The organism is Actinotalea endophytica (assembly GCF_025717005.1).
GTDB lineage: Bacteria > Actinomycetota > Actinomycetes > Actinomycetales > Cellulomonadaceae > Actinotalea.
Genome location: NZ_JAOVZU010000001.1, coordinates 138,417 through 163,610, shown reverse-complemented (window position 1 = coordinate 163,610; position 25,194 = coordinate 138,417). Strand labels below are relative to the sequence as shown.

At 70.9% G+C, this 25,194-nt stretch carries 24 protein-coding genes and 2 tRNA genes; 17 read left to right on the top strand and 9 right to left on the bottom strand.

What is annotated here, in order from left to right:
- Nucleotides 1-14: 14 nt before the first annotated feature.
- Genes yidD through rpmH form a run of 3 tightly spaced genes read right to left on the bottom strand, consistent with a single transcriptional unit; the run spans nt 15 to nt 829 of the window.
- The gene (gene yidD / locus OEB99_RS00845; RefSeq protein WP_263508266.1) at nt 15-296 is read right to left on the bottom strand and encodes a membrane protein insertion efficiency factor YidD; all 282 of its coding nucleotides are present in this window, start codon (nt 294-296) and stop codon (nt 15-17) included.
- A 47-nt stretch (nt 297-343) separates the two neighbouring features.
- Complete coding sequence (gene rnpA / locus OEB99_RS00840) at nt 344-691, bottom strand: ribonuclease P protein component (RefSeq protein WP_263507709.1); 348 nt, start codon at nt 689-691, stop codon at nt 344-346.
- Complete coding sequence (gene rpmH / locus OEB99_RS00835; protein WP_263507708.1) at nt 692-829, bottom strand: 50S ribosomal protein L34; 138 nt, start codon at nt 827-829, stop codon at nt 692-694.
- A 437-nt stretch (nt 830-1,266) separates the two neighbouring features.
- On the opposite strand from rpmH, the gene dnaA reads away from it, so the two are divergent.
- The 11 genes from dnaA to OEB99_RS00780 all read left to right on the top strand — a co-directional run bounded on the left by dnaA (nt 1,267) and on the right by OEB99_RS00780 (nt 13,202).
- Nucleotides 1,267-2,727 carry a chromosomal replication initiator protein DnaA gene (dnaA, locus tag OEB99_RS00830; protein WP_263507706.1) on the top strand — a complete coding sequence of 487 codons (1,461 nt, stop codon included), beginning with the start codon at nt 1,267-1,269 and terminating at the stop codon, nt 2,725-2,727.
- Nucleotides 2,728-3,246: 519 nt separating this feature from the next.
- The gene (gene dnaN, locus OEB99_RS00825; RefSeq protein WP_263507705.1) at nt 3,247-4,377 is read left to right on the top strand and encodes a DNA polymerase III subunit beta; all 1,131 of its coding nucleotides are present in this window, start codon (nt 3,247-3,249) and stop codon (nt 4,375-4,377) included.
- A gap of 13 nt (nt 4,378-4,390) precedes the next feature.
- The gene (gnd, locus tag OEB99_RS00820) at nt 4,391-5,284 is read left to right on the top strand and encodes a phosphogluconate dehydrogenase (NAD(+)-dependent, decarboxylating) (protein ID WP_263507704.1); all 894 of its coding nucleotides are present in this window, start codon (nt 4,391-4,393) and stop codon (nt 5,282-5,284) included.
- A gap of 11 nt (nt 5,285-5,295) precedes the next feature.
- Complete coding sequence (recF, locus tag OEB99_RS00815) at nt 5,296-6,510, top strand: DNA replication/repair protein RecF (RefSeq protein ID WP_263507703.1); 1,215 nt, start codon at nt 5,296-5,298, stop codon at nt 6,508-6,510.
- The gene (locus tag OEB99_RS00810) at nt 6,500-7,096 is read left to right on the top strand and encodes a DciA family protein (protein ID WP_263507702.1); all 597 of its coding nucleotides are present in this window, start codon (nt 6,500-6,502) and stop codon (nt 7,094-7,096) included. The genes recF and OEB99_RS00810 overlap by 11 nt, the downstream gene beginning before the upstream one ends.
- A 331-nt stretch (nt 7,097-7,427) precedes the next feature.
- Entirely contained in the window at nt 7,428-9,443 is a 2,016-nt protein-coding gene (gene gyrB / locus OEB99_RS00805; protein ID WP_263507700.1) for a DNA topoisomerase (ATP-hydrolyzing) subunit B, read from the top strand.
- A gap of 68 nt (nt 9,444-9,511) precedes the next feature.
- Nucleotides 9,512-12,142 carry a DNA gyrase subunit A gene (gene gyrA / locus OEB99_RS00800; protein ID WP_411910641.1) on the top strand — a complete coding sequence of 877 codons (2,631 nt, stop codon included), beginning with the start codon at nt 9,512-9,514 and terminating at the stop codon, nt 12,140-12,142.
- On the top strand, nt 12,139-12,783 hold the full coding sequence (locus OEB99_RS00795) for a DUF3566 domain-containing protein (protein WP_263507699.1): 645 nt from the start codon (nt 12,139-12,141) through the stop codon (nt 12,781-12,783). Before gyrA ends, OEB99_RS00795 begins: the two co-directional genes overlap by 4 nt.
- 90 nt (nt 12,784-12,873) lie before the next feature.
- Nucleotides 12,874-12,947, top strand: a tRNA-Ile gene (locus OEB99_RS00790).
- Nucleotides 12,948-12,973: 26 nt separating this feature from the next.
- Nucleotides 12,974-13,093, top strand: coding sequence for a DLW-39 family protein (locus OEB99_RS00785; RefSeq protein WP_263507697.1), 120 nt, complete (start codon nt 12,974-12,976; stop codon nt 13,091-13,093).
- A 36-nt stretch (nt 13,094-13,129) separates the two neighbouring features.
- Nucleotides 13,130-13,202 (top strand) — tRNA-Ala (locus tag OEB99_RS00780).
- A gap of 102 nt (nt 13,203-13,304) precedes the next feature.
- On the opposite strand, the gene OEB99_RS00775 is transcribed toward OEB99_RS00780, so the two are convergent.
- The gene (locus OEB99_RS00775; RefSeq protein ID WP_263507696.1) at nt 13,305-14,411 is read right to left on the bottom strand and encodes a hypothetical protein; all 1,107 of its coding nucleotides are present in this window, start codon (nt 14,409-14,411) and stop codon (nt 13,305-13,307) included.
- A 110-nt stretch (nt 14,412-14,521) separates the two neighbouring features.
- Here OEB99_RS00775 and OEB99_RS00770 point away from each other — a divergent pair, with 110 nt between their 5' ends.
- Together OEB99_RS00770 and OEB99_RS00765 are read left to right on the top strand one after the other, a co-directional pair.
- Nucleotides 14,522-15,061, top strand: coding sequence for a peptidylprolyl isomerase (locus OEB99_RS00770; protein WP_263507695.1), 540 nt, complete (start codon nt 14,522-14,524; stop codon nt 15,059-15,061).
- Nucleotides 15,062-15,077: 16 nt separating this feature from the next.
- A complete protein-coding gene (locus tag OEB99_RS00765; RefSeq protein ID WP_263507694.1) occupies nt 15,078-15,929 on the top strand; it encodes a rhomboid family intramembrane serine protease in 852 nt (283 codons plus the stop codon).
- A gap of 188 nt (nt 15,930-16,117) precedes the next feature.
- Here OEB99_RS00765 and OEB99_RS00760 read toward each other — a convergent pair whose 3' ends face one another.
- On the bottom strand, nt 16,118-16,369 hold the full coding sequence (locus OEB99_RS00760) for a cell division protein CrgA (protein ID WP_263507693.1): 252 nt from the start codon (nt 16,367-16,369) through the stop codon (nt 16,118-16,120).
- Nucleotides 16,370-16,472: 103 nt separating this feature from the next.
- Here OEB99_RS00760 and OEB99_RS00755 point away from each other — a divergent pair, with 103 nt between their 5' ends.
- The 4 genes from OEB99_RS00755 to OEB99_RS00740 all read left to right on the top strand — a co-directional run bounded on the left by OEB99_RS00755 (nt 16,473) and on the right by OEB99_RS00740 (nt 18,840).
- Complete coding sequence (locus OEB99_RS00755; RefSeq protein WP_263507692.1) at nt 16,473-17,213, top strand: DUF881 domain-containing protein; 741 nt, start codon at nt 16,473-16,475, stop codon at nt 17,211-17,213.
- A gap of 71 nt (nt 17,214-17,284) precedes the next feature.
- Entirely contained in the window at nt 17,285-17,962 is a 678-nt protein-coding gene (locus tag OEB99_RS00750) for a class E sortase (protein ID WP_411910640.1), read from the top strand.
- 31 nt (nt 17,963-17,993) lie between these two features.
- A complete protein-coding gene (locus tag OEB99_RS00745; protein ID WP_263507690.1) occupies nt 17,994-18,182 on the top strand; it encodes a hypothetical protein in 189 nt (62 codons plus the stop codon).
- Between the two features lies 1 nt (nt 18,183).
- Entirely contained in the window at nt 18,184-18,840 is a 657-nt protein-coding gene (locus OEB99_RS00740) for an aminodeoxychorismate/anthranilate synthase component II (RefSeq protein WP_263507689.1), read from the top strand.
- Nucleotides 18,841-18,867: 27 nt separating this feature from the next.
- On the opposite strand, the gene pknB is transcribed toward OEB99_RS00740, so the two are convergent.
- From pknB to OEB99_RS00720, 4 genes are read right to left on the bottom strand one after another with little or no spacing between them, the layout of a single operon-like run.
- Nucleotides 18,868-20,889: a Stk1 family PASTA domain-containing Ser/Thr kinase gene (gene pknB, locus OEB99_RS00735; RefSeq protein WP_263507687.1), complete on the bottom strand. Its 2,022-nt coding sequence runs from the start codon at nt 20,887-20,889 to the stop codon at nt 18,868-18,870.
- A complete protein-coding gene (locus OEB99_RS00730; protein WP_263507685.1) occupies nt 20,889-22,292 on the bottom strand; it encodes a serine/threonine-protein kinase in 1,404 nt (467 codons plus the stop codon). Before OEB99_RS00730 ends, pknB begins: the two co-directional genes overlap by 1 nt.
- Entirely contained in the window at nt 22,289-23,752 is a 1,464-nt protein-coding gene (locus OEB99_RS00725) for a peptidoglycan D,D-transpeptidase FtsI family protein (RefSeq protein ID WP_263507684.1), read from the bottom strand. Before OEB99_RS00725 ends, OEB99_RS00730 begins: the two co-directional genes overlap by 4 nt.
- Nucleotides 23,749-25,182 (bottom strand): FtsW/RodA/SpoVE family cell cycle protein, encoded by a 1,434-nt coding sequence (locus OEB99_RS00720; RefSeq protein WP_263507683.1) that lies wholly within the window; start codon nt 25,180-25,182, stop codon nt 23,749-23,751. Before OEB99_RS00720 ends, OEB99_RS00725 begins: the two co-directional genes overlap by 4 nt.
- Nucleotides 25,183-25,194: the final 12 nt, after the last annotated feature.

The following is a 25,194-nucleotide window of genomic DNA, read 5'->3' as shown; positions in this document are numbered from 1 at the left end:
TCGAGCTCCTGCTCTCAGTGCTGCCCGGGGTGGGCGTGGACGTGCCCGGGGTGGGCATCAGGCATGGGGGTGGGCGCGTCGTCGTGACGCCAGTAGCCGACCGGCGGGACGTCGTCGACGCCGCCCGCCGCCCAGGGGTGGCAACGGCCGAGCCGCCGCACGGCGAGCCAGGACCCACGCAGAGCGCCGTGACGCTCCAACGCCGTCACGGCGTAGCTCGAGCAGCTCGGGTAGAACCGGCAGGTCGGCGGCGTCCAGGGGGAGATCACCAGCTGGTAGAACCGCACGAGGCCCATCAGTGCCAGGCGCGGCAGGCGGCGCAGCACCGTGAGCACGCGCGAGCTCACGAGGCACCTGCCCGGCGCAAGGACTGGGAGAGTGCGGACCGCAGGTCGGCACCGAGCGTCGCGTAGTCCGCGGTGGCTGCGGCGGGCAGAGCGCGCACGACGACGTCGGTCCCCGACGGCACCGTGTCGAGCTGCTCCATCACCAGTCCTCGCAACCTCCGTCGCACCACGTTGCGGACGACGGCTCCGCCGACGGCCTTCGAGACCACGAACCCGACCCGCACCCCGGGCCGCTCGGAGACCCGGCCGTGCACCACCAGTGTCGTACGTCCGGCCCGGGCACCGCGGCGGATCGTCTGCGCGAAGTCAGCGGACGAGCGCATCCGCACCGCGGGCGGGAGCACTCAGGCAGACAGCTCCGCGCGGCCCTTGCGGCGGCGAGCGGCAAGGATGGCCCGGCCGGCCCGCGTGCGCATGCGCAGGCGGAAGCCGTGGGTCTTGGACCGACGCCGGTTGTTCGGCTGGAAGGTGCGCTTCGACACAGCTAGCTCCAAGTCGTTCAGGTCACCGCCGATGCGGCGGAAGTCTCAGGATGTCGTGGGACTCCCCGGTGCGTAGGCACAGCAACAGGAGCCGCCACGAACGGCTGTGTCACGGTACGCGCGTCGTGAGCCAGGGTCAAACGAAGCGCCACCCGTCGGGCGCCGGTCCCCGAGACCGCGCCGAACCCTCTATGATCCACACATCCCGATCCGGGGGCCGGCGCGACACGCTGGGAATCGGGGTGTGGCAGCGAGACTCCACGGGAACGGCCCACGACGGTCCGTACCGCTGGTGCCGGACTGCGACGCCCTGATCACCCCCCACAGACTGTGGACAACTGTGTGGATGACGTGTCACCCTGCCACACTCGCCGGGTCAGGACGTGCCCGAGTGACTGACCCGGGACAGCAAGTAGCAGGACGACGAGGAGCCCTCGGTGCCATCACCCGATGAACCGGTCACCGACCTCTGGGACCGCACCGTCGACCTCCTCGCGGACCATCCCGCGACCACGAACCAGCAGATCGCCTTCGTCCGGCTCGCACAGCCGCTCGGTCTGCTCGACGGGACGCTGCTCCTCGCCGTCGGCAACGCGTTCACGAAGGACTACCTCGAGACGCGGGTCCGCACCGAGCTGACCGGCGCCCTCGCGACCGCGCTCGGGACCGACGCACGTTTCGCCGTGACGATCGACCCGGCCCTCGACGACGCCCCGCCCGCGCGGCCGGCCGAGTCGAGCGCCGCGATCGCCGAGCCACCGCGCCCGCCGGCTCCCGCGACGCCCGCAGCACCGGCGGACACCCGCACGTACGGGGAGCGCTCCACCGGCCGAACCTCCGACGGACCCGGCAAGGCACCGGAGACGCCATCCCGCCTGCACGAGAAGTACGTGTTCGACACGTTCGTCATCGGGGCGTCCAACCGGTTCGCGCACGCAGCCGCCGTCGCGGTGGCCGAGGCGCCGGCGAAGGCCTACAACCCACTGTTCATCTACGGGGACTCGGGTCTGGGCAAGACGCACCTGCTGCACGCCATCGGGCACTATGCGATCTCGCTGTTCCCGGGTGTCCGGGTGCGCTACGTCAACTCCGAGGAGTTCACGAACGACTTCATCAACTCGATCGGTGAGGGCAAGGCCGGCGCGTTCCAGCGCCGCTACCGCGAGGTGGACGTCCTGCTCGTCGACGACATCCAGTTCCTGCAGGGCAAGGAACAGACGATGGAGGAGTTCTTCCACACGTTCAACACGCTGCACAACGCGAACAAGCAGGTCGTCATCACGTCCGACGTCGCGCCGAAGCAGCTGAACGGGTTCGAGGACCGGATGCGCTCCCGCTTCGAGTGGGGGCTGATCACCGACATCCAGCCGCCGGACCTCGAGACCCGGATCGCGATCCTGCGCAAGAAGGCCGCGAACTCCAACCTGCACGCGCCGGACGACGTGCTCAGCTACATCGCCTCGAAGATCTCGACCAACATCCGCGAGCTCGAGGGCGCCCTGATCCGCGTGACCGCCTTCGCCAGCCTCAACCGTCAGCAGGTCGACCTGGCGCTGGCCGAGATCGTGCTCAAGGACCTCATCACCGACGAGGGCACCGAGATCACCGCGGCCGCGATCATCGCGCAGACCGCCAGCTACTTCGGTCTGACGATCGACGACCTCTGCGGGCAGTCCCGCTCCCGGGTGCTCGTCACCGCGCGTCAGATCGCCATGTACCTCTGCCGTGAGCTCACCGACATGAGCCTGCCGAAGATCGGGCAGCAGTTCGGTGGACGCGACCACACGACCGTGATGCACGCGAACCGCAAGATCCGCGAGCTGATGGCCGAGCGCCGGTCGATCTACAACCAGGTCACCGAGCTCACGGCGCGCATCAAGCAGCAGGCCCGGGACTGACCTTCGAGCAGCCGGCTCGTTCGGTCACGCGACCCCCTCGCTCCCCGGCCTCGACCGGTTCGGTGCCGTCGTCGCAGGTCAGGACGATCGACCTGTCATCCCACCATCCCCACCTGTGCACATTTCTGTGGATCACCGTGGACAACGCCGGGCGCGCTGTGCACCTCAGCGGTACGAACCGTGGACGGGACGTGAACACCGAACGACAGGAAGTCGACGATCCACCGGACCGGCGAACCGCCCCCCGACTCCTCGACACCTGCATCCACACCGCGCCGCGCACGCTGACCTGCGTGACCGGTCCTCGTCCACAGAACTCACAAGACCGATGATGACGACGAATCCTTGTCATTCGGGGATCCCGAGCACCCTCATTGCCCGATCCGATGCGTGTGCTTCCACCCGCCAGCCTCCGCCTGCCTGTCCTGAGGCTCGCGTAATGTTCATGCAGACCTTCTGTGCGTTGCGAGCACCCCTGCCCGTCAGCCTGCCGCGCACAACCGACAGCCGGAGGATGACATGAGGTTCCGGGTCGATCGCGATGTGCTCGCCGAAGCCGTCACGTGGACCGCACGATCGCTGCCCACCCGACCCCCGGTACCCGTCCTGGCCGGCGTTCGCATCGACGCCGACCCGCAGGGTGTCGTCCAGCTCGCGAGCTTCGACTACGAGGTCTCCGCGCGGTCCGAGATCGCGGCCGACGTGTCCGAGGGCGGCACCGTGCTGGTGTCGGGACGACTGCTCGCCGAGATCGCGCGGGCCATGCCGGCCAAGCCGGTCGACGTCGCTCTCGAGGGCACCCGCGTCGTGGTCACCTGTGGTGCGAGCCGGTTCACCCTGCTGACCATGCCCGTGGAGGACTACCCGGCACTGCCGACCATGCCCACCGAGGTCGGGATCGTCCGTGGCGACGACTTCACCGAGGCGGTCAGCCAGGTGACCGTGGCCGCGAGCAAGGACGACACACTGCCCACGCTGACCGGCGTCCGGATGGAGATCGAGGGCGAGACGATCACGCTGCTCGCGACCGACCGGTACCGCCTGGCGATGCGCACGTTGACCTGGACGCCGGCGTCGCCCGGCATGGAGTCCGTCGCGCTGGTCCGGGCTCGCACGCTGTCCGACGCCGCACGGTCGCTCGGCAGCTCGGAGCACGTCACGGTGGGCCTGTCGACCGGTGCCGGTGTGGACATCATCGGTTTCGAGGCCGGTGGCCGGCACGCCACGTCGTTGCTCGTGGACGGGGACTACCCGCCGGTGCGGCGACTCTTCCCGGACGAGACCCCGATCCACGCCGTCGTCGAGACCGCGGGGCTGATCGAGGCCGCTCGGCGCGTGGCCCTCGTCGCCGAGCGCAACACTCCGATCCGGCTCGCCTTCAGCGAGGGTCAGGTGGTGCTCGACGCCGGACAGGGAGACGATGCACAGGCGTCGGAAGCGCTCGAGGCGTCCCTGACCGGTGAAGACATCACGGTGGCCTTCAACCCTCAGTACCTGCTCGACGGACTCGGTGCACTGAGCACCCCGTTCGTCCGGCTCGCCTTCACCCACCCGAACAAGCCGGTGGAGTTCACCGGTCAGGCCTCGCTCGACGCGGACGACGACCGCAGCTATCGGTACCTCCTGGTGCCGATCCGTTTCGCGAGCTGAGGGGAGTCCGACGGTGCACGTCGGTCTGATCGGTCTGGGGAAGATGGGTGCGAACATGCGCACCCGGATGCGTGAGCAGGGGCTGGAGGTCATCGGCTACGACCGGAACCCGGACGTCAGCGACGTGTCGGACCTCACGGCGTTGGTCGAGGCACTCCCGGCGGGCGAGCGAGTGGTCTGGGTCATGGTGCCGAGCGGCGCCCCGACCCGGTCGACCGTCGCTGCGCTCGCCGACCTGATGTCCGAGGGCGATCTCGTGATCGACGGCGGCAACTCGTACTACCGGGACGACGCCGAGCACGCCGCAACCCTTGCGGCGAAGGGGATCCACTACGTCGACGTGGGTGTGTCGGGTGGTGTGTGGGGCCTCGAGAACGGCTACGGGATGATGGCCGGCGGCGACGCCGCGGACATCGAGCGTGCGATGCCGGTGTTCGACGCGCTGCGTCCTCCCGGTGACCGGGCGAGCGGGTTCGTCCACGCGGGCCCGGTGGGCGCCGGTCACTACGCGAAGATGATCCACAACGGCATCGAGTACGGCGTGATGCAGGCCTACGCCGAGGGCTACGAGCTCCTCACGGCCGCCGATCTCGTCACGGATGTACCGGGGACCCTCAAGGCCTGGACCCACGGCACGGTGATCCGGTCGTGGCTGCTCGAGCTCCTGGTCGCCGCGCTCGAGGCCGACCCCGCGCTCGCGTCGATCGACGACGTGGTCGCGGACTCCGGCGAGGGACGCTGGACCGTCGACGAGGCGATCGACCACGCCGTCCCGGTGCCGGTGATCTCTGCGGCGTTGTTCGCGCGCTTCACCTCGCGCCAGGGCGAGTCGCCCGCGATGAAGGCGGTCGCCGCCCTGCGTCACCAGTTCGGCGGGCACGCGGTACAGCCCGCGTCCGACGCCTGAGTCGTTCGCGCGTGCACGTCACCGCCCTCTCGGTCACCGACTTCCGATCCTGGCCGCAGGCCGACCTGGAGCTCGGTCCCGGGGTCACGGCGCTCGTCGGCCCCAACGGGCAGGGCAAGACGAACCTGGTCGAGGCGATCGGCTACGTCGCGACCTTGTCCAGCCACCGGGTGGCGAGCGACACCGCGCTCGTGCGCGCGGGTGCTCCACGGGCGATCGTCCGGCTGCGTGCCGCGCGGGACGACCGGAGCACCCTGGTCGAGCTCGAGCTCAACCCGGGCAAGGCGAACCGCGCGCAGGTCAACCGCTCGCCCGTGCGACGTCCGCGGGACGTGCTCGGCATCCTTCGGACGGTGCTCTTCGCACCGGAGGACCTGGCGCTGGTGAAGGGCGACCCGGACACCCGTCGGCGGTTCCTCGACGAGCTCGCGGTGCAGGTGGCCCCGCGGATGGCCGGGGTCCTTGCCGATCACGACCGCGTGCTGCGTCAACGGGGCGCTCTGCTCAAGTCCGCGGCGACGGCGCGGCGGGCGCGGACCCAGCCCGACCTGCGCACGCTCGACGTGTGGGACGCGAGGCTCGCCGACCTCGGTGCCGAGGTCCTGGTCATGCGTGTCGCGCTGGTCGAGGCCCTCGCCCCGCACGTGCAGGCGGCGTATGCCCAGGTCAGCGACGCCCCTGGGGACGCGATCCTCGGCTACCGATCGACCCTCGTCGAGGGTGCGAAGGACGGCGAGGAGGCCGCCGGCGACCTGGCCGGTGGGTTGCCGCACCTCGGCAGCTCGGTCGCCGAGCTGTCCGACCAGCTCCGCGAGGCCATGGCACGCGTGCGCGACAAGGAGATCGATCGGGGCGTCACCCTGGTCGGCCCGCACCGCGACGACCTGGTGCTCACCCTCGGTGGGCTGCCGGCGAAGGGGTACGCGAGCCATGGCGAGTCGTGGTCGTTCGCCCTCGCACTGAGGCTGGCGTCGTGGTCACTGCTCACCCATGGTTCGCCCGAGGCGACGTCACTGGCGCTGGCCGGGTGGGACGAGGGCAGCGAACCCGTGCTGATCCTCGACGACGTGTTCGCCGAGCTCGACACCCGACGGCGTGGTCGGCTCGCGGAGCTCGTGGCTGGTGCCGAGCAGGTGATCGTCACCGCGGCGGTCCCGGCGGATGTCCCCGAGCAGCTCGAGGGCGTCAGACTGGACGTCGTGGACGGGACGATCGGTGAGCGCTGAGCGCGAGCACGACGGTGCTCGCCCCGCCGAGGAGCGTCCCGACGATCCGCGCGTCGAGGGCGGCATCACGCCGCCGGTGGCCGAGCAGCTCGGCCTCTCGGCCAGCGACGTGGGACGGGCTGCGCTCAACCGGGCGAAGGCCGCTGCTCGCCGGCGCGGTCTGCACCCGGGCAGTCCGGGTGTCGCGCGGGGTTCACGGGCCGAGGAGCGCTCGGGTCCGGCGCGGGACGGGCGCGACCCCGTTCCGGTGGGTGAGAGCCTCACCCGGCTCGCCGCCGAGCGCGGGTGGAGCACCGACCTGTCGGTCGGCGGGGTCATCGGCCGTTGGCGGGAGGTCGTCGGGGACCAGGTCGCCGACCACTGCGAGCCGGAGGCCTTCACCGACGGTGTGCTCGCGGTCCGGGCGGACTCGACCGCGTGGGCCACGAACCTCGGGCTGCTGGTCCCCGAGCTGATGACCCGGCTTGCGACCGAGCTCGGCCCGGACGTGGTGCAGGAGGTCCGTGTGCTGGGCCCGGCCGCGCCGCGCTGGACGAAGGGCCGACGCAGCGTGCGTGGTCAGGGCCCGCGCGACACCTACGGGTGACCGCACCGGCGGCCCGCCCACGGTAGGGCCGGCACGCCGGTGGCACGGTCCGGGCTGGATCGCCGAGAACCGCCTTCAGACGCGCTCAGGCGCGTCGGCCCACCTCCGGTCATCTGGAAAGGCCTGGAATCGTCCACAAGGCGCGCTGAGGCGGCTGTCAGAGCCATCAGAGGGTAGACTCCGGGAGTACGTCCGAACGTCTCATGAGACAGGTCGGCCGCGCTCCAGGGGGCAACTTCCGCGAACGGCGCGCCGCACTGCTTCGACGTCCGGGTCATGCGGCCGCAGGCGATCTCGCCTCGGCCGCCCGTCGTGAGGAGCTCCTTCGACCGTGGTCGAGACCCCGAAGAAGTCCGCCAGCATCGCCGACGCCTCGAGCTACGACGCCTCCGCCATCACGGTCCTCGAAGGACTCGAGGCGGTGCGCAAGCGGCCGGGCATGTACATCGGCTCCACCGGGCCCCGCGGCCTGCACCACCTGGTGTACGAGGTCGTGGACAACGCGGTCGACGAGGCCCTGGCCGGCTTCTGCGACACGATCGTCGTGACGCTGCGCGCGGACGGTGGCGTCCAGGTGGTCGACAACGGCCGCGGCATCCCGGTCGACATCGTGGAGTCCGAGGGCCGGCCGGCCGTCGAGGTCGTGCTGACCGTCCTGCACGCCGGCGGCAAGTTCGGTGGCGGCGGGTACGCGGTCTCCGGCGGCCTGCACGGCGTCGGCGTCTCGGTCGTCAACGCGCTGTCCCACCGCCTCGAGGTCGAGGTCCACCTCCGCGGCCGTGTCTGGCGGCAGGACTACCGCGACGGAGTCCCGCAGGCGGCGCTCGCGCAGGGTGAGACGACGGACCACACCGGCACCACGGTGACGTTCTGGCCGAACGACGACGTCTTCGAGACCGTCGAGTTCGACTTCGAGACGCTGCGCGCGAGGTTCCAGCAGTACGCGTTCCTGAACAAGGGCCTGACGATCATCCTGGTCGACGAGCGCCCCGAGCACGTCGTGACCGAGGACGAGGTCGCCTCGGACGCCACCGAGACGGCCACCCGGACGGTCACCTACCGCTACGACGGCGGCCTGGTCGACTACGTCACCCACCTCAACCAGGCCAAGAAGGCCGACGTCGTCCACCCCGCAGTGATCGACTTCGAGGCGGAGGACACCGAGCGGCGCATCTCGGTCGAGATCGCGATGCAGTGGACCTCGGCCTACTCCGAGTCCGTGCACACGTTCGCCAACACGATCTCCACGACGGAGGGCGGCACGCACGAGGAGGGCTTCCGTGCCGCACTGACCTCGCTGGTCAACCGGTACGCGCGGGACAAGGGCATCCTCAAGGACAAGGACGACAACCTCACCGGCGACGACATCCGCGAGGGCCTGACCGCCGTGATCAGCGTGAAGCTCGGCGAGCCGCAGTTCGAGGGCCAGACGAAGACCAAGCTGGGCAACACCGAGGCCAAGACGTTCGTGCAGAAGGTCGTCGGTGACCAGCTCGGTGACTGGCTCGACTCGCACCCGAGCGAGGCGAAGGACGTCATCCGCAAGTCCATCCAGGCGGCGGCCGCCCGGATGGCCGCCCGCAAGGCGCGTGAGGCGACCCGGCGCAAGGGCCTGCTCGAGTCCGGCGGCATGCCGGGCAAGCTCAAGGACTGCCAGTCCAACCAGCCGGAGGAGTGCGAGATCTTCATCGTCGAGGGCGACTCGGCGGGTGGCTCGGCGGTCCGCGGCCGCAACCCGCGGACCCAGGCGATCCTGCCGATCCGCGGCAAGATCCTGAACGTCGAGCGGGCGCGTCTGGACAAGGCGCTGTCGAATGCCGAGGTCCAGGCGCTGATCACGGCGTTCGGCACCGGGATCGGCGAGGACTTCGACCTCGTCAAGCTGCGGTACCACAAGATCATCCTGATGGCCGACGCCGACGTCGACGGTCAGCACATCGCGACGCTGCTGCTGACGCTGCTTTTCCGGTACATGCCAGACCTCATCACGCACGGCCACGTGTATCTCGCCCAGCCCCCGCTGTACCGGATCAAGTGGTCCAACTCGGCGCACGACTACGTCTACTCCGACCGCGAGCGCGACGCGTTCCTCACTGCCGGCCAGGCGGAGGGCAAGCGGATCCCCAAGGAGAACGGGATCCAGCGCTACAAGGGTCTCGGCGAGATGGACTACTCCGAGCTGTGGGACACCACCATGGACCCGGAGCAGCGCACGCTCATCCAGGTCACCCTCGACGACGCCGCGGCGGCCGACGAGACCTTCGCCGTCCTCATGGGCGAGGACGTCGAGTCCCGGCGCTCGTTCATCCAGCGCAACGCGAAGGACGTGAGGTTCTTGGACATCTGAGCGTGCGCCGCGGCGCTCGCCGCGACCACGTCACCGAGACCTGACGAGACCGAGAGACGAGGAACCCTGTGACGGACACCCCCGACGGCACCCAGCCGGAGGAGATCAGCGAGGTGCTCACCGAGCGTGTGACCTCGGTGGACCTGCAGCTCGAGATGCAGCGGTCCTACCTGGACTACGCGATGAGCGTCATCGTCGGCCGCGCGCTGCCGGACGTGCGCGACGGCCTGAAGCCTGTGCACCAGCGCGTGCTGTATGCGATGTACGACGGCGGCTACCGGCCGGACCGGCAGTTCTCGAAGTGCAGCCGCGTGGTCGGCGACGTGATGGGCAAGTACCACCCGCACGGTGACACGGCGATCTACGACGCCCTGGTCCGCCTCGTGCAGGACTGGTCGATGCGGTACCCGCTGGTGTCGGGGCAGGGCAACTTCGGCTCGCCCGGCAACGACCCGGCCGCCGCGCCGCGGTACACCGAGTGCAAGATGGCGCCGCTGGCCATGGAGATGGTCCGGGACATCGACGAGGAGACCGTCGACTTCCGGGACAACTACGACGGCCGCACGCAGGAGCCCACGGTGCTGCCCGCGCGGTTCCCGAACCTCCTGGTCAACGGGAGCGCCGGCATCGCGGTCGGCATGGCCACGAACATCCCGCCGCACAACCTGCGTGAGGTGGCCGCCGGTGTGCAGTGGCACCTCGACCACCCCGAGGCGTCGAGGGAGGAGCTGCTCGAGGCCCTCATCCAGCGGATCCACGGGCCGGACTTCCCGACCGCGGCGACGATCCTCGGGCGGCGCGGGATCGAGGAGGCGTACCGCACCGGCCGCGGGTCGATCACGATGCGCGCGGTCGTCACGGTCGAGGAGATCCAGAACCGCCAGTGCCTGGTGGTCACCGAGCTCCCGTACCAGGTGAACCCGGACAACCTGGCCGCGAAGATCGCGGACCTGGTCAAGGACGGCCGGGTCCCGGGCATCGCGGACATCCGCGACGAGACCTCGGGCCGGACCGGTCAGCGCCTGGTCATCGTGCTCAAGCGCGACGCGGTCGCGAAGGTCGTGCTGAACAACCTGTACAAGCACACCCAGCTGCAGGACACGTTCGGTGCCAACATGCTCGCGCTCGTCGACGGTGTGCCGCGGACCCTGAGCCTGGACGCGTTCGTCCGGCACTGGACCGCCCACCAGATCGACGTCATCGTGCGGCGGACGAGCTACCGGCTGCGCCGGGCCGAGGAGCAGGCCCACATCCTGCGCGGCTACCTGAAGGCTCTCGAGGCGCTCGACGAGGTCATCGCGCTGATCCGGCGCTCGCCGGACGTCGAGGAGGCCCGGACCGGCCTGATGGAGCTGCTCGAGGTCGACGAGCTCCAGGCCACCGCGATCCTCAACCTCCAGCTGCGCCGGCTCGCGGCACTGGAGCGCCAGAAGATCACCGACGAGTACGACGGCCTGATGGCCAAGATCGCGGACTACCAGGCGATCCTGGCCAGCCCCGCGCGCCAGCGCGAGATCGTCGGCACCGAGCTCGCCGAGATCGTCGACAAGTACGGCGACGACCGCCGCACCGAGATCCTGCCGTTCGACGGTGAGGTATCCATCGAGGACCTCATCGCCGAGGAGGAGGTCGTGGTCACGATCACCCGTGGCGGGTACGCCAAGCGCACCCGGTCCGACCAGTACCGGGTGCAGAAGCGCGGCGGCAAGGGCGTTCGCGGGGCCCAGCTGCGCGCCGACGACGTGGTGCAGCACTTCGGCGTCACGACGACCCACCACTGGCTGCTGTTCTTCACGAACTTCGGCCGTGTGTACCGCGCGAAGGGGTACGAGCTGCCCGAGGGTGGCCGCGACTCCAAGGGCCAGCACGTCGCGAACCTGCTCGCCTTCCAGCCCGGCGAGGAGATCGCCACGGTGATCGACCTTCGCGACTACGACCAGGCGGAGTACCTGGTCCTCGCGACCCGGCGCGGCCTGGTCAAGAAGACCAAGCTCTCCGAGTACGACTCGAACCGCAGTGGCGGCCTGATCGCGATCAACCTGCGCGAGGACGAGGACGGCACGCCGGACGAGCTGGTCTCCGCGGTGCTGACCGACGAGGACTCCGAGCTCCTGCTGGTCTCCCGGAAGGGTCAGGCCGTGCGCTTCCTCGCCTCGGCCGACCAGCTGCGCCCGATGGGTCGGGCGACGTCCGGCGTGACCGGCATGCGGTTCCGGGAGGACGACGAGCTGCTGGCCATGGACGTGGTGCGGCCCGAGTCGTTCCTGGTCACGGTCACCGACGGCGGCACGGCCAAGCGGTCCGACATGCACCGGGTCAACCCGGACGGCAACCTCGACTACCGCCGCACGAACCGCGGCGGTCTCGGGGTGCGCGCCGCACGCCTGCCCGACGACCGCGGGTCCCTGGTCGGCGCGCTCATGGTGGGTGCGACGGACGAGGTCCTCGTCGTGATGGAGCGCGGCAAGGTGGTCCGGTCGGCGGTGGAGGAGATCCCGGTGCACGGCCGCGACGCGACCGGTGTCATCCTGGCCAAGCCGGATGCCGGCGACCGGATCCTCGGCGTCGCTCGGAACATCGAGCGGAGCCTCGGTGAGGATGCAGTGGAGAACGGCGATGCGCAGGCGTCCGATGAGGGCGAACTTGCCGATGCCGGTACCGTGGAGGCCCTGGAGCCCACGACGGAGGACGAGGCATGAGCACCGAGAAGCCACCGTCGATCGCCCCGAAGCGTCCCACCGGCCCCGCGCCGGAACGCCCGTCGGGGTCGGTCGGCCGGGTCTCAGCGCCCACGCAGACCAGTGCGCCGGTCAAGCCGGCCGCCGGTGCGCCGGTCGCGCCCGTCGCTGAGGCCCCGTCCTCCGGCACCTCGTTCGGCGACCGTCTCAAGAAGGTCGCCGGATCGGCCAAGGACGCGGTCGCCCGGCCGACCTCGGACAAGTCGGAGCCCCCGACGCCGCCGGCCGGAGACGACGGCGGACCGCGCCGGGTGCGCCTGTCGATCTCACGGGTCGACCCGTGGTCGGTCATGAAGCTGTCGTTCCTGCTGTCCGTGGCGATCGGCATCATGATGGTCATCGCCGCCGTCGTCGTGTGGAACACCCTCAACGAGATGGAGGTGTTCGTCCGCGTCAACGACATGATCAAGACCCTGTCCGGTCAGTCCGACTACACGCTGGTCCTGGACTACGCCTCGTTCGACCGGGTGGTCTCGCTCGCGACGATGATCGCGGTGGTCGACGTGATCCTGCTCACCGCGCTCAGCACGATCATGGCGTTCCTGTACAACATCGTGGCGTCGCTGGTCGGTGGGCTGCACGTCACCATGACGGACGACTGATCACCCGCAAGGTCGCAGCTCCTGACGTGACGCCCTGGCGCAACGGAGTTGGGAGCATCCCGTCGGCTGGGGTAGTCTCATCCGGCGCACGGGCCTATAGCTCAGACGGTTAGAGCGCTTCCCTGATAAGGAAGAGGTCAGAGGTTCAAGTCCTCTTAGGCCCACTCCCTCGTCCCTGGAGGACGCCCCCGTGAAGAAGCTGATCTTCGCCACGCTCGCGCTCGCCGCTCTCTACCTCGCCTGGCGTACCTACGCCGAGGACCACGACGAGCGAGACCTGTGGGCCGAGGTCACGGACGGCGTCGACTGACCAGGACCGCGAGCGGGACCGCTCACGCTGTCCCCAGGGGCCATGGCGCAATTGGTAGCGCACCTGCTTTGCAAGCAGGGGGTTAGGGGTTCGAGTCCCCTTGGCTCCACCCGATCCCGACACGCGGCCCGCGTCTGCCGCGATCCGGGCAGCTGACGTGAACGACGAAGGCCCCGGCACCCTCAGAGGTGCCGGGGCCTTCGTCGGTGTCTCAGGCCTTGTCGGCCGCGTTCTCACCGTGGTCGGCGGCGTCCTTGGCCTTGGCCTGGGCCTTGTCCGCCACCTTCTCGGTGGCTTCCTTGGCCTTCGCCGCAGCCTCCTTGGCCTTCTCGGTCGCCTTCTCGGTCGCTCCCTTGGCTCGCTCGCTCGCCTCGCGGGCGGCCTCCTTGGCCTTCTCGGTGGCGGAACGGGTCAGCGCCACGGTCTCGCCGGCGGCTTCACCGACCGCCTCGGCAGCGTCCTCGAGATCGTGGCGGACGTCGGTGGCGAGGTCCTCCGTGCGCTGCTTGATCCGGTCGGCCGGCTCGGCGGGCTCCCAGGGCTGCTCGGCCCACGGGTCGGTGGTCGGCGTGGTGCGGCGCCAGGCGGCGATCGCGGCGATGACCACGGCGATGCCGGTCAGGGTCCAGAACACCTTCGCGAAGCGGTGGGACTTCGGCGGCGCCGGCGGCTCGACGTGCGCGATCTCGGCGAGCTTCGCCATCGCGATCTCGTGCGCCTTGTCGGCCTGCTCGACCGCGGCGGCTGCGGCGGTCTCGACGATCTCGCCGACCTTGGGCAGCACCTCGTCCACGAGCTTGTCGAAGGCGACGTCGACGTACGGCATCGCGGTGCCGGCGGCCTTCTCGACCGTGGGGGCGGACTTCTCCACGGCGTCGTGCACGACCTTCTCGATCCGTGGGGTGGCCCACTCCACGGCGGCCTCGACGTGCGGGCCGGCCCACTCCTTGGCCTGGTCGGCCGCGACCTTGGCCTTCTCGGTGGCGTCCTTGGCGCGCGGCGTGGCCCACTCGACGGCCGCTTCGACGCGGGGGGTCGCCCACTCCACGGCCTGGCTCGCGGCGTCCTTGGCGCGTGGGGTGGCCCACTCGGCCGCCTGCGCGGCGGCGTCCTTGGCCTTGACGGTGGCGTCCTTGGCGTGCGGCGCAGCGCGATGCGTCGCCTCCTTCGCGACGCTCGACGCCTGGTGGGCCAGCTCGGCGGCGGCCTTGGCACCATGCACCGATGCGTCCGAGAGCGCCGCGCCGACCTCGGCCATCTGGTTCTTCAGCGCCTCGGTGTCCAGCGTGGCGGCGGAACGGCGGAAGCGATCGAACATGTCGGCTCTCCTGTCAGCAGGCATCCACTCGGCCGGCGAACGACCGGGCTCACGGTCCATGCTGCCACCCTCGGGACGGCCATGCGCGTGGTGCGTGCGAGGATTAGGCCATGTTCGCGATCATGCACACGTCCGCCGGTGACATCCGGATCGAGCTCTTCGAGAACCACGCGCCGAAGACGGTGCGCAACTTCGTCGGTCTGTCGACCGGCGCCCAGGAGTGGACCGACCCGGCAACCGGGGCGACCCGGAACGACCCGCTCTACTCCGACGTGATCTTCCACCGTGTCATCGACGGGTTCATGATCCAGGGCGGCGACCCGCTGGGCCGCGGGACCGGCGGCCCGGGCTACAACTTCGACGACGAGATCCACCCCGAGCTGCAGTTCTCCGAGCCCTACCTGCTCGCCATGGCCAACGCCGGCCTGCGACGCGACCCGATCACCGGGAAGGTCGGCGGCACCAACGGCTCGCAGTTCTTCATCTCCGTGGCGGCCACCCCGTGGCTGAACGGCAAGCACACGATCTTCGGCAAGGTCGCGGACGCCGAGTCGCGGGCCATCGTGGATGCGATCGCCACGACCCCGACCGGCCCGCAGGACCGTCCGCTCACCGACGTCGTGCTGCAGTCCGTCGAGATCGAGGAGTGACGCTGGAGCCGAGTCGATGACGCAGCCGACGGGGCCGGACCTCTCCCCGGCCCCGGTGCCGGTCTGCCCGCGGCACCCCGATCGGGTCTCGTACGTGCGGTGCCAGCGGTGCGGGCGTCCGGTGTGCCCGGAGTGCCAGCGTCCCGCTGCGGTCGGTGTGCACTGCGTGGACTGCGTCCAGGAGGCTGCCAGGACGACGCGCACCGCACGCACCGCGTTCGGAGCGCCGGTTCGGGGTGGCGCTCCCGTGGTGACCTACACGCTCATCGCGATCAACGTGGCGGCGTTCGCGCTCCAGCTCGTCCTGGGGCGTAGCTTCACCGGTGCCTTCGACCTGGTGCCCGCGTACGTGCCGGGCAACCTGTACACGCTGCTCACCTCGGCGTTCCTGCACGCGAGCATCCCGCACATCGGGTTCAACATGTACGCGCTGTGGATCCTCGGCGCCGCCCTCGAACCCGCGCTCGGCCGAGCCCGCCTGCTCACCGCCTACCTGGTGAGCGCCTACGGCGGTGGCGTCGTCGCCGTCCTCATGGCGAACCCGGCGACCTCCTCGTGGTTCACCCCGATGGTGGGCGCCTCCGGCGCGGTGTTCGGCCTGTTCGGTGTGATCTTCGTGGTCCTGCGCCGCATGGGGCGGAGCGCACGAGGGATCGTCGTCGTGCTCGTGATCAACGCGGTCCTCGGGTTCGTCCTGCCGAACGTCGCCTGGCAGGCGCACCTCGGCGGGTTCGTCACCGGACTGCTGATGGGCCTGGCGTACGCCTACGTGCCGCGCGGGATGCGGCGCGCTGCGGCGATCGTGGCGCCGGTGCTCCTCGTGCTGACACTGACGCTGCTGCTGGCCGTCAAGCTCGCGTCCGTCTGAGCCGGCCGGTCGGGCCGGTCCGATCCTGGGTACCGCTCGTCCACAGCCTTGCTCACACCTGTGGAATTACATGGCTGTAGTTATCCACAGATGTGTCCACCGTTGGGGACATCTCGCCGCATCGGGGCGCGACCGACGAGCGGCACCGGACCGGGGCCGCTCGTCGATCGAGAGAGATGGTGTGCTGGTCAGCGCCAGCGGGTCGTCAGCGCGAAACCGGCGATGACCAGCGCGAAGCCGACCGCGAGGTTCCCGTTGCCGATCCCGGGAATCGGCCACTCGGCGCCGGAGATGTAGGTGACCACGAGCCAGGCCAGGCCGGCGACCATGAGGCCGACCATCACGGGCACGAGCCACGCCGGGTTGCCCTTCGGAGCCGAGGCGCCGGCGGTGGTCGGAGGTGTGTAGGTCTTCTTCTTGCGCGACCTCGACTCGGGCACTGCACTCCTCCTGGGACTACCGCGGTACGTCAGGTACCACTCGAACGTCCATTAGCGTAGTAGGCGTGGACGTCAGGTCCGTCCGCACGGTCCAAGGAGGCCCATGTCGCACCAGCACCGGGCGACCCGCACGCGCGGCGTGGTGGGCGTGATCGTGGTGCTCGCGGTCGCCGGCTTCCTGTTCTCCGCCAACGCCCGGATCTCGGCCGGCTCCGAGCGCGAGCCGGCGGACCTGCGTGGTGTGGTCCAGGCCGAGCTGGACCGGGCCGAGCTCGCGGCCACCGAGGTCAGTGAGCTGCGCGCAGACGTCGACCAGCTCACCGACGAGCAGACCCCCGACGAGCAGGCCGACCCCGCGGTCTCGGACCAGGTCGCGCTCGCGGCCGGCTGGGTCGCCGTGACCGGACCGGGGCTCGAGGTACGGCTGTGGGACGCGCCGCCCGGTGCCACTCGGCCCGAGTGGGCGACGAACGACGACGTCGTGGTCCATCAGCAGGACGTCCAGGCCGTGATCAACGCGCTCTGGGCCGGCGGTGCCGAGGCCATGGGCCTGCAGGACCAGCGCGTGGTGTCCACCTCGGCGTTCCGGTGCGTCGGGAACGTGCTGTGGCTCCAGGGCAGGCTCTACTCCCCGCCCTACGTGGTGCGGGCGATCGGCGACGTGGACACGATGCTCGCCGCCCTGGACGACTCGCCGTCGGTGCAGCGGTACCTCGAGTACGTCGACGCGGTCGGTCTCGGGTACTCGGTCACCGAGGTGGCCGGGATCGACCTGCCGGCCTACGACGGCTCGGCGGAGCTGCGCTACGCGTCGGTCGCGCCCGACACCGGCGACGCTCAGTGACCGACCGGGCTCCGGTAGCCCGGGCCGGCCGGCCGCGCGTGGCGGCAGTGGTCGGCGTGGTCGGAGAGCTGGTGATCACTCTCGGTGTGCTGCTCGGACTGTTCGTGGTGTGGCAGCTGTGGTGGACCGACGTGCTCGGCGAGCGGACCCAGGCGCAGGCGATCGCCTCGCTCGACTGGGATCCGCGGCCGCTCCCACCGGCCGGCGACGAACCGACGGCGACGGCCACCCCGCACCGCGAGCCGGCACCCGTGCTCGACGAGCCGGCGAGCGGTACGACCTTCGCCACGATGGTCGTACCGCGGTGGGGGTCCGCCGTCCTGCCGATCAGCCAGGGCACATCCACCGATGTCCTCGACGTGCTCGGCGTCGGGCACTACGACGGTACGGCGATGCCGGGCCAGGTCGGCAACTTCTCGGTGGCCGGCCACCGGGTCACCCACGGCAAGCCGTTCAACCGGATCGAGGAGATCCAGGTGGGCGACCCGCTCGTGGTTCGCACCGAGGACCTCTGGTTCGTATACCGGGTGACATCGACCGAGGTGGTCCGCCCGGTCGATGTCGAGGTGATCGCGCCGGTGCCCGGAGAGCCGGGCGTGTCACCCACCGAGGCCCAGATGACCATGACGACGTGCCATCCGATGTACAGCGCACGGGAACGCTACGTCGTGCACGCGCGCCTCGACTACTGGCTCCCGGCCGCTGAGGGCACGCCCGTCGAGCTCGAGCCTGCACTCGGGTCGACGTGAGACGGTGGGCCGAACGTGCGGACGGTGCCGCATGATGGACTCGGACGACACAGCGGTGGTGACGGTGTACGGCATGTTGTGGCGGGTCCTGCCCGGTCCGACGTGGCTCAAGATCGTCGTGCTCGTGGCACTCGCGGCGGCTGTCGTCGCGGTCTGCTTCGCGTGGGTGTTCCCTGCGGTCGCCCCGATCATGCCCTTCAACGACGTCACTGTGGAGTGAGATGACCCGGATCCTCGTGGTCGACAACTACGACTCGTTCGTCTACACGATCGTCGGCTACCTCCAGCAGCTGGGTGCGGAGACGGTCGTGGTGCGCAACGACGCGGTGCCGGACCCGTCCGAGTGGGGCGACGTCGACGGCGTGCTGGTGTCCCCCGGCCCCGGTACGCCGCGCGCCGCCGGGCAGTCGATGGACGTCATCCAGCAGTGCGCCGACCGGGCGCTGCCGATGCTCGGGGTGTGCCTCGGGCACCAGGCGCTGGCCGAGGTCTTCGGTGCGACCGTGAGCCACGCTCCCGAGCTCATGCACGGCAAGACGAGCCGGATCGCCCACCACGGCGAGGGCGTCCTGGCCGGCCTCGACGACGGCTTCACCGCCACGCGGTACCACTCGCTCGCGGTGGTCGACGGCACGGTGCCCGACGACCTCGTCGTCACCGCCCGCACCGTGCCTGCGGGCGAGGCGTCAGACGGCATCATCATGGGTCTGCAGCACCGGGACCTGCCGCTGTTCGGGGTGCAGTTCCACCCCGAGTCGGTGCTCACCGAGGGCGGGCACCGACTGCTCGCCAACTGGCTCGAGGAGTGCGGGCTCGAGGGCGCCGTCGAGCGGTCCGCCGGGATGCACCCCCTGGTCCGCGAGACGGCCCGCGCGTGACGGCCGGGCCGCCCTCGTCGCCCTGACTCAGCCGCCGCTTCCGGCGGTCGCGGTGTCGCTCGGCGCGGGAGTGGGCTCCTCGGCCACCATCTGCACGGTGGTGCCGACGTCGACCTCCGTGCCGGGGGCCGGGTTGGTCGACACGACCGTGTAGCTCCCCGCCGCCTGCGTGCCGTCGGACAGCTGGCAGGTGCCGTTGAGGTTCACGCCGCCGAGCGCGGAGAACGCCTCGGTGCAGGTCATCCCGACGAGGTTGCTCGGGACGGTGGTGGTCTCGACCGTCGGCGGGATCGCCTCGGTGAGCGTGACGCGGGAGTGCTGGTCCACGAGCCCGACCGCGCTCTGGTCGATCACGGTGCCGGCCGTCGCATCGGGGTCCTCACGCTGCTCGACGTCGACGATCAGGCCCAGGTCCTCGAGCGTGGACTGAGCGTCCTCCACCGGGGTCTGCTGGTCCCGGAAGTCCGGCACCTCGACCTTGCCGGTGGAGAGGTACACGACGACCTCCGTGGTCGTCGGGTCGACGCTCTCACCGGCCGCGGGGTCCGTCTTGATGACCCGGTCCGCGGGCACGTCCGGGCTGTTCTCCGTCTCGAACGAGATCGTGGTGAACCCGTTGTCCCGCAGCCACGACTCGGCCTGGTCGCGCGTGTAGCTCGACAGGTCCTCGATGGTGACCGGCTCGGCGCCGCTGGACACGTGGATCGTCACCTCGGTGCCGGGGTCGACCATCTCGCCGGCCGGCGGGTCGGTGTCGATGGCGTTGCCCGACTCCACCTCGGCGCTGGCCTGTGGGACCGGGGTCGCGACGAGGTCGAGCGCCTCGATGGCGTCCACGGCCTCCTGCTGGGTCATCCCCTCGACGGACGGGATCTCGACCTGTTCGATGGCCGGCGGGCGGTTGGCGAGCAACGCCCAGATGATCCCGCCGATCGTGAGCACCGCGATCGCGATCAGCAACCAGAGCAGCCAGGTGCGTCGCGGCGGCTCGTCCTCCGGCGGTGCGGCCGGCACCGCACCGGTCCGGGTCGCGGCCGCGGCCCCCGTGGGTCCCCAGGCCGCGGCCGGGGGCATGGCCTGGGTCGCGGCGGTGGCCGGGCCCATCACCTGGGTCTCGGCGCCGGCCGCGGCCACGCCGGCAACCGCGGCTCCTGCCGCAAGAGCACCGATCGCGGGCGCGCTGATCGCGCCGCCGTGCAGCACCGCCTCGAGGTCGTGCCGGAACTCGGCGGCCGAGCGGTAGCGACGGTCGCGGTCCTTGGCGAGCGCCTTGAGCGTGATCCGGTCCAAGGTCTCCGGCACGTCGGTCGCGTAGCTGCTCGGTGGCTGGGGCTCCTCGCGGGCGTGCTGGTACGCCACGGCGACGGGCGAGTCACCGATGAACGGCGGCCGGCCGGTCAGCAGCTCGAACAGCAGGCAGCCCGTGGAGTACAGGTCCGAGCGGGAGTCCACGGCCTCGCCGCGCGCCTGCTCCGGGGACAGGTACTGCGCGGTCCCGATGACCGCCTGGGTCTGGGTCATCGTGCCGGCGGAGTCCGCCATGGCCCGGGCGATGCCGAAGTCCATGACCTTCACCGCGCCGGTCGGGGTGAGCATCACGTTGGCCGGCTTGATGTCCCGGTGAACGATGCCGGCCCGGTGGGAGTACTCCAGCGCGGAGAGCACGCCGGCCGTGATCTCCACGGCCTCCTCGATCGGCACGGCCGAGCCGTCGCGCAGGATGTCCCGCACGGTGTGACCCTCGACGTACTCCATGACGATGAACGGCACGTGCGCGATCGCGCCGCCGGGCTCGGTGGAGACGTCCTCACCGGTGTCGTACACCGCGACCACGGCCGGGTGGTTGAGCGAGGCCGCGGCCTGGGCCTCGCGCCGGAACCGCGCCTGGAAGGACGGGTCGCGCGCCAGGTCCGAGCGCAGGATCTTGATCGCCACGGTGCGGCCGAGGCGGGTGTCGTGGCCGATGTGGACCTCGGCCATCCCGCCGCGTCCGATGAGCTCGCCCACCTCGTACCGGCCGCCGAGGATCCGAGGTGCGTCGTCCGCCACTAGAGGTCCCTTGCTGTCGTCAATTGTCCAGGTGCAGCTGTGCTGCCGTCGATCATCCCATCCGCCGCGGCCGGATCGGGTGAGGCCACGATCACGATCCGGTCATGGGCCGGGTCGGGTGCCCCCCCGGACGACCCCCAGATCCTATCCGCGACCACGGCCCCGAGCAGAACGAAGAGGAGCACGAAAGCCACGAGCAGGACCGGGCCGGGGATCTTGGCCGACAGCGAGCGCCCGAGGGCACGCCACCAGCGCCCCGTCGTGATCGGCGGTGGGCTCGACGGGGTCCGGTGCCGAGCGGGCTGGGTCGGGGTGAACCGCGGGGGCGGCTCGTTCGGCACGGGTGCCACGGCGTCGTCGAGCGAACGGCCGGGGACCACGGCGGGCTCGGCTGCCGGCCCCGCCGCGGGGGCCTCCGTCGCCGGGCTGCCGCCGACCGGGACGACCGGGGGCATCGTCGACGGCGCGGCGAGCAGACCCTCCTCGAGCATCCGGTCGGTGAGCAGGCTGTCGGCGCTCGGCTCGGGGCGCAGCCTGCCGAGCGTCGCGTGCCGGCCGGTGACCAGCGGCACGCCGTCCGGAGGGGTGTTCGCGATCATCGAGTCGAGCGTGCGGGCCAGCGACGCCGCCGAGCCCGGCCGACGTTCCGGCTGCTTGGCGAGCATGCGCATGACGAGCGCGGCCAGCTCGGGGTCCACCGAGGCGGGCAGCGGCGGGACCGGCTGGTTGACGTGCGCGATCGCGATGTCCACCTGGGTCGGGCCGGTGAACGGTCGGTGCCCGACGAGCGCCTCGTACGCGACGATCCCGAGCGAGTAGATGTCCGATGCCGGGGTCGCGGCCCCGCCGATCGCCTGCTCGGGCGAGAGGTACTGCGCGGTGCCCATGACCATGCCGGACGCGGTCATCGGCACCTGGTTGGTCGCGGTCGAGATGCCGAAGTCGGTGATCTTCACCCGGCCGGTGCGCGAGAGCAGGATGTTGCCCGGCTTCACGTCCCGGTGCACCACGCCGGCCTGGTGCGCGGCGTGCAGCGCCCGTGCGGTCTGGGCGAGGATCGGCAGCAGCCGGCGGTGCGGCAGCACGGGCTCCCGGTCCAGCAGGTCCGCCATCGGCTCGCCGACCACGAGCTCCATGACCAGGAAAGCCGAGCCGTCCTGCTCGCCGTAGTCGTAGAGCTGCGCGATGTTCTGGTGCGAGAGCTGGGCGGCGTTGCGCGCCTCGGCCCGGAACCGCTCGAGGAAGCCCGCGTCGCCGGCGAACTCCTCGCGCAGCACCTTCACGGCGACGTCGCGGGCCAGCGACAGGTCGTGCGCGACCCAGACCTCGCCCATGCCACCCACCGCGAGGCGGGAGGTGAGCCGGTAGCGCGCGCCCAGGGCGACGTCGATGTCGGGTTTCATGACCCGGATCCCAACGCCGCCTCGATCACGGCCCGGGCGATCGGCGCGGCCACGTGCCCGCCGGTCGCCTCGTTGCCGAGGTCGCCGCCGTTCTCGACCACCACGGCCACGGCGACCTTGGGGTCGTCCGCCGGGGCGAACCCGGTGAACCACGCGTGCGGTGCCGCGTCGTCGGTGGTCTGGGCGGTGCCGGTCTTGCCCGCGACGGCGACGCCGGGGATCTGCGCCGCGGTGCCGGTGCCGTTCTCGACGACCGCGAGCATCATCTCGGTCAGGTTCGCGGCCGTGGTCGCCGAGACCGCCCGGCCCGCGACCTGCGGCTCGGTGCTGTCCACCACCGTGAGGTTGGCGCTGCGCACGGACTTGACCAGGTACGGGGTCATCCGTTCGCCGCCGTTCGCGATGGTCGCGGAGATCATCGCGATCTCGAGCGGTGTGGCCCGCACGTCGTACTGGCCGATCGCGGCGAGTGCGGTCTGCGGCTCGTCGATCTCACCGTCGGCCGGGAAGCGGCTCGGCGTGACCGCCAGCGGGACGCTGATCGACTCGTCGAAGCCGAACGCGTCGGCCTGCTCGCGCAGCGCGTCGGACCCCAGGTTCAGCCCGATCTGGCCGAACGCGGTGTTGCAGGAGATCCGCAGCGCGTCCTGCAAGGTCATGGCGCCGGTCGAGCTGCACGAGCTCCCGCCGTAGTTGGTCAGGACCGCCGAGCTCTGCGGCAGGTCGAGCTCGTCGGGGGCGGCCACGGGGGTCTCCGGCGTGAGGCCGGACTCGAGCGCGGCGGCCGCGGTGACCAGCTTGAACGTCGAGCCCGGCGGGTAGGTGGGACCGGCGATCGCCCGGTTGACCAACGGGTCGTCGGGGTCGGCGAGCAGGGATGCCCAGGCGTCCTGCACCGCAGCGGTGTCGTGCGAGGCCAGCACGTTCGGGTCGTAGGAGGGCTTGGACACCATGGCGAGGATCGCGCCCGTGGTGGGGTCGACCGCGACGACGGCGCCGCGCTGGTCGCCGAGCGCGTCCCAGGCAGCCTGCTGGACCGCGGGGTCGATGGTGAGCTCGACCGCGGCACCCTGCGGCTGGCGACCGGTGATGAGGTCCTGGATCCGGGTGTAGAAGAGCGAGTCCGCGGAGCCGTTGAGCTCGGTGTTCATCGCCTCCTCGATGCCGCTGCGACCGTAGATCACCGAGTAGTAGCCGGTGGCCGGCGCGTAGAGCGCACCGGCGGAGTAGGAACGCAGGTAGCCGAACGAGTCGTCCACCGGGCTCGAGCTCGCGACCGGTTCCCCGCCGATCACGATCGGGCCGCGGTCGTTGTCGTACTCCCGGTAGAGGGTCCGTACGTTGCGGGAGTCGTTGTTGAGCTCCGGCGCCTTGACGTACTGCACCCAGGTCGCCCCACCCATGAGCACGACGAACATCACGATCGTCATCGCGGCGAGGCGACGGAGCGGGTTGTTCATCGCGCACCCCCAGGGGCGTCGGGTGCGCGCACGGTGATCCGTTCGGTGAGCTGGTCGTCGGCGGAGGAGCCCTGGTTCGACGGCGGTGCGAGGTCGGCCGGCCGCCGGGCGTGGTCGGAGATCCGCAGCAGCAGCGCGACGACGATCCAGTTCGAGATCAGCGACGAGCCGCCGTAGGCGAGGAACGGCATCGTGAGCCCGGTGAGCGGGATCAGCCGGGTGACGCCGCCGACCACGACGAAGGACTGGAAGGCGATCGTGAACGCGAGGCCCCCGGCGAGCAGCTTGCCGAACCCGTCGCGGACGCCGATCGCGGTGCGCAGGCCACGCTCGGTGAGGATCAGGTAGCAGACCAGGATCGCGAGCAGCCCGGTCAGGCCGAGCTCCTCGCCCACCGACGCGACGATGAAGTCGGACTCGGCGAACGGCACCAGGTCCGGCCGGCCCTGTCCCAGGCCGGTCCCGAACAGCCCGCCGCTGGCCAGGCCGAACAGCCCGCGCACGAGCTGGCCGGATCCGCCGGGCGAGGCGTTGAACACGTCGTTGTCGAACGCGTGCAGCCACGCCTCGAACCGCGCGGCGACGTGGCCGAACGTGCTCGCCGCGAGGGCCGCGCCACCGGCGAACAGCACCAGGCCGATGACGACCCAGCTGAGCCGCTCGGTGGCGAGGTAGAGCATCGCGACGAACAGGCCGAAGAACAGCAGCGAGGTCCCCAGGTCGCGCTCGCCGACCAGGACGAGGAGCGCGACCGCCCAGGCGAGCAGGATCGGCCCGAGGTCACGCAGCCGTGGCAGCTGCAGGCCGAGCACCTTCGGCCCGGCCAGCGCCAGGGTGTCGCGGTTGGTCACCAGGTAGCCGGCGAAGAAGATCGCGAGGACGATCTTCGCGAGCTCGGCCGGCTGGAACGAGCCGCCGAACACCTGGATCCAGATCCGTGCACCGTTGATCTCGGTGCCGAGCCCGGGCACGAGCGGCAGCACGAGCAGGACGAGACCGATCACCATGGCGGTGTACGTGTAGCGGCGCAGCGTCCGGTGATCGCGCAGCAGCACGATCACCGCGACGGCCAGCACCATGCCCAGCGCGGTCCAGCCCATCTGGCGGCCGGCGAAGTCGGTCACCCGGTCCCGGGCGGCGTAGGCCACGTCGATCCGGCGGATCATCGCGAGGCCGAGGCCGTTGATCGCCACCGCGGTCGGCAGCAGCACCGGGTCGGCGAACGGCGCGCGCCAGCGCAGCACGAGGTGCACGCCGACCGCGAGGGCGGTCAGACCGGCCGCGAAGCCGAGCAGGCCGGGCGGCAGCTCACCGGCTGTGCCCAGCCCGACGAGCGCGTAGGCGCCGATCCCGACGGCGAGCGCGGGGACCAGCAGGGCGAGCTCGGTGCCGCGGCCGGGCCGGGTGCGCTGCGGTGCGACGGTGGCCATCAGCTGGGCCCG

Excerpts from the sequence above, each read along its gene's own strand:
- yidD (WP_263508266.1), bottom strand. The coding sequence starts at position 296 with ATGGGCCTCGTGCGGTTCTACCAGCTGGTGATCTCCCCCTGGACGCCG.
- dnaN (WP_263507705.1), top strand. The coding sequence starts at position 3,247 with ATGAGGTTCCGGGTCGATCGCGATGTGCTCGCCGAAGCCGTCACGTGG.
- OEB99_RS00795 (WP_263507699.1), top strand. The coding sequence starts at position 12,139 with ATGAGCACCGAGAAGCCACCGTCGATCGCCCCGAAGCGTCCCACCGGC.
- OEB99_RS00775 (WP_263507696.1), bottom strand. The coding sequence starts at position 14,411 with ATGTTCGATCGCTTCCGCCGTTCCGCCGCCACGCTGGACACCGAGGCG.
- OEB99_RS00770 (WP_263507695.1), top strand. The coding sequence starts at position 14,522 with ATGTTCGCGATCATGCACACGTCCGCCGGTGACATCCGGATCGAGCTC.
- OEB99_RS00765 (WP_263507694.1), top strand. The coding sequence starts at position 15,078 with ATGACGCAGCCGACGGGGCCGGACCTCTCCCCGGCCCCGGTGCCGGTC.
- OEB99_RS00755 (WP_263507692.1), top strand. The coding sequence starts at position 16,473 with ATGTCGCACCAGCACCGGGCGACCCGCACGCGCGGCGTGGTGGGCGTG.
- OEB99_RS00745 (WP_263507690.1), top strand. The coding sequence starts at position 17,994 with ATGATGGACTCGGACGACACAGCGGTGGTGACGGTGTACGGCATGTTG.
- OEB99_RS00740 (WP_263507689.1), top strand. The coding sequence starts at position 18,184 with ATGACCCGGATCCTCGTGGTCGACAACTACGACTCGTTCGTCTACACG.
- OEB99_RS00730 (WP_263507685.1), bottom strand. The coding sequence starts at position 22,292 with ATGAAACCCGACATCGACGTCGCCCTGGGCGCGCGCTACCGGCTCACC.
- OEB99_RS00725 (WP_263507684.1), bottom strand. The coding sequence starts at position 23,752 with ATGAACAACCCGCTCCGTCGCCTCGCCGCGATGACGATCGTGATGTTC.
- OEB99_RS00720 (WP_263507683.1), bottom strand. The coding sequence starts at position 25,182 with ATGGCCACCGTCGCACCGCAGCGCACCCGGCCCGGCCGCGGCACCGAG.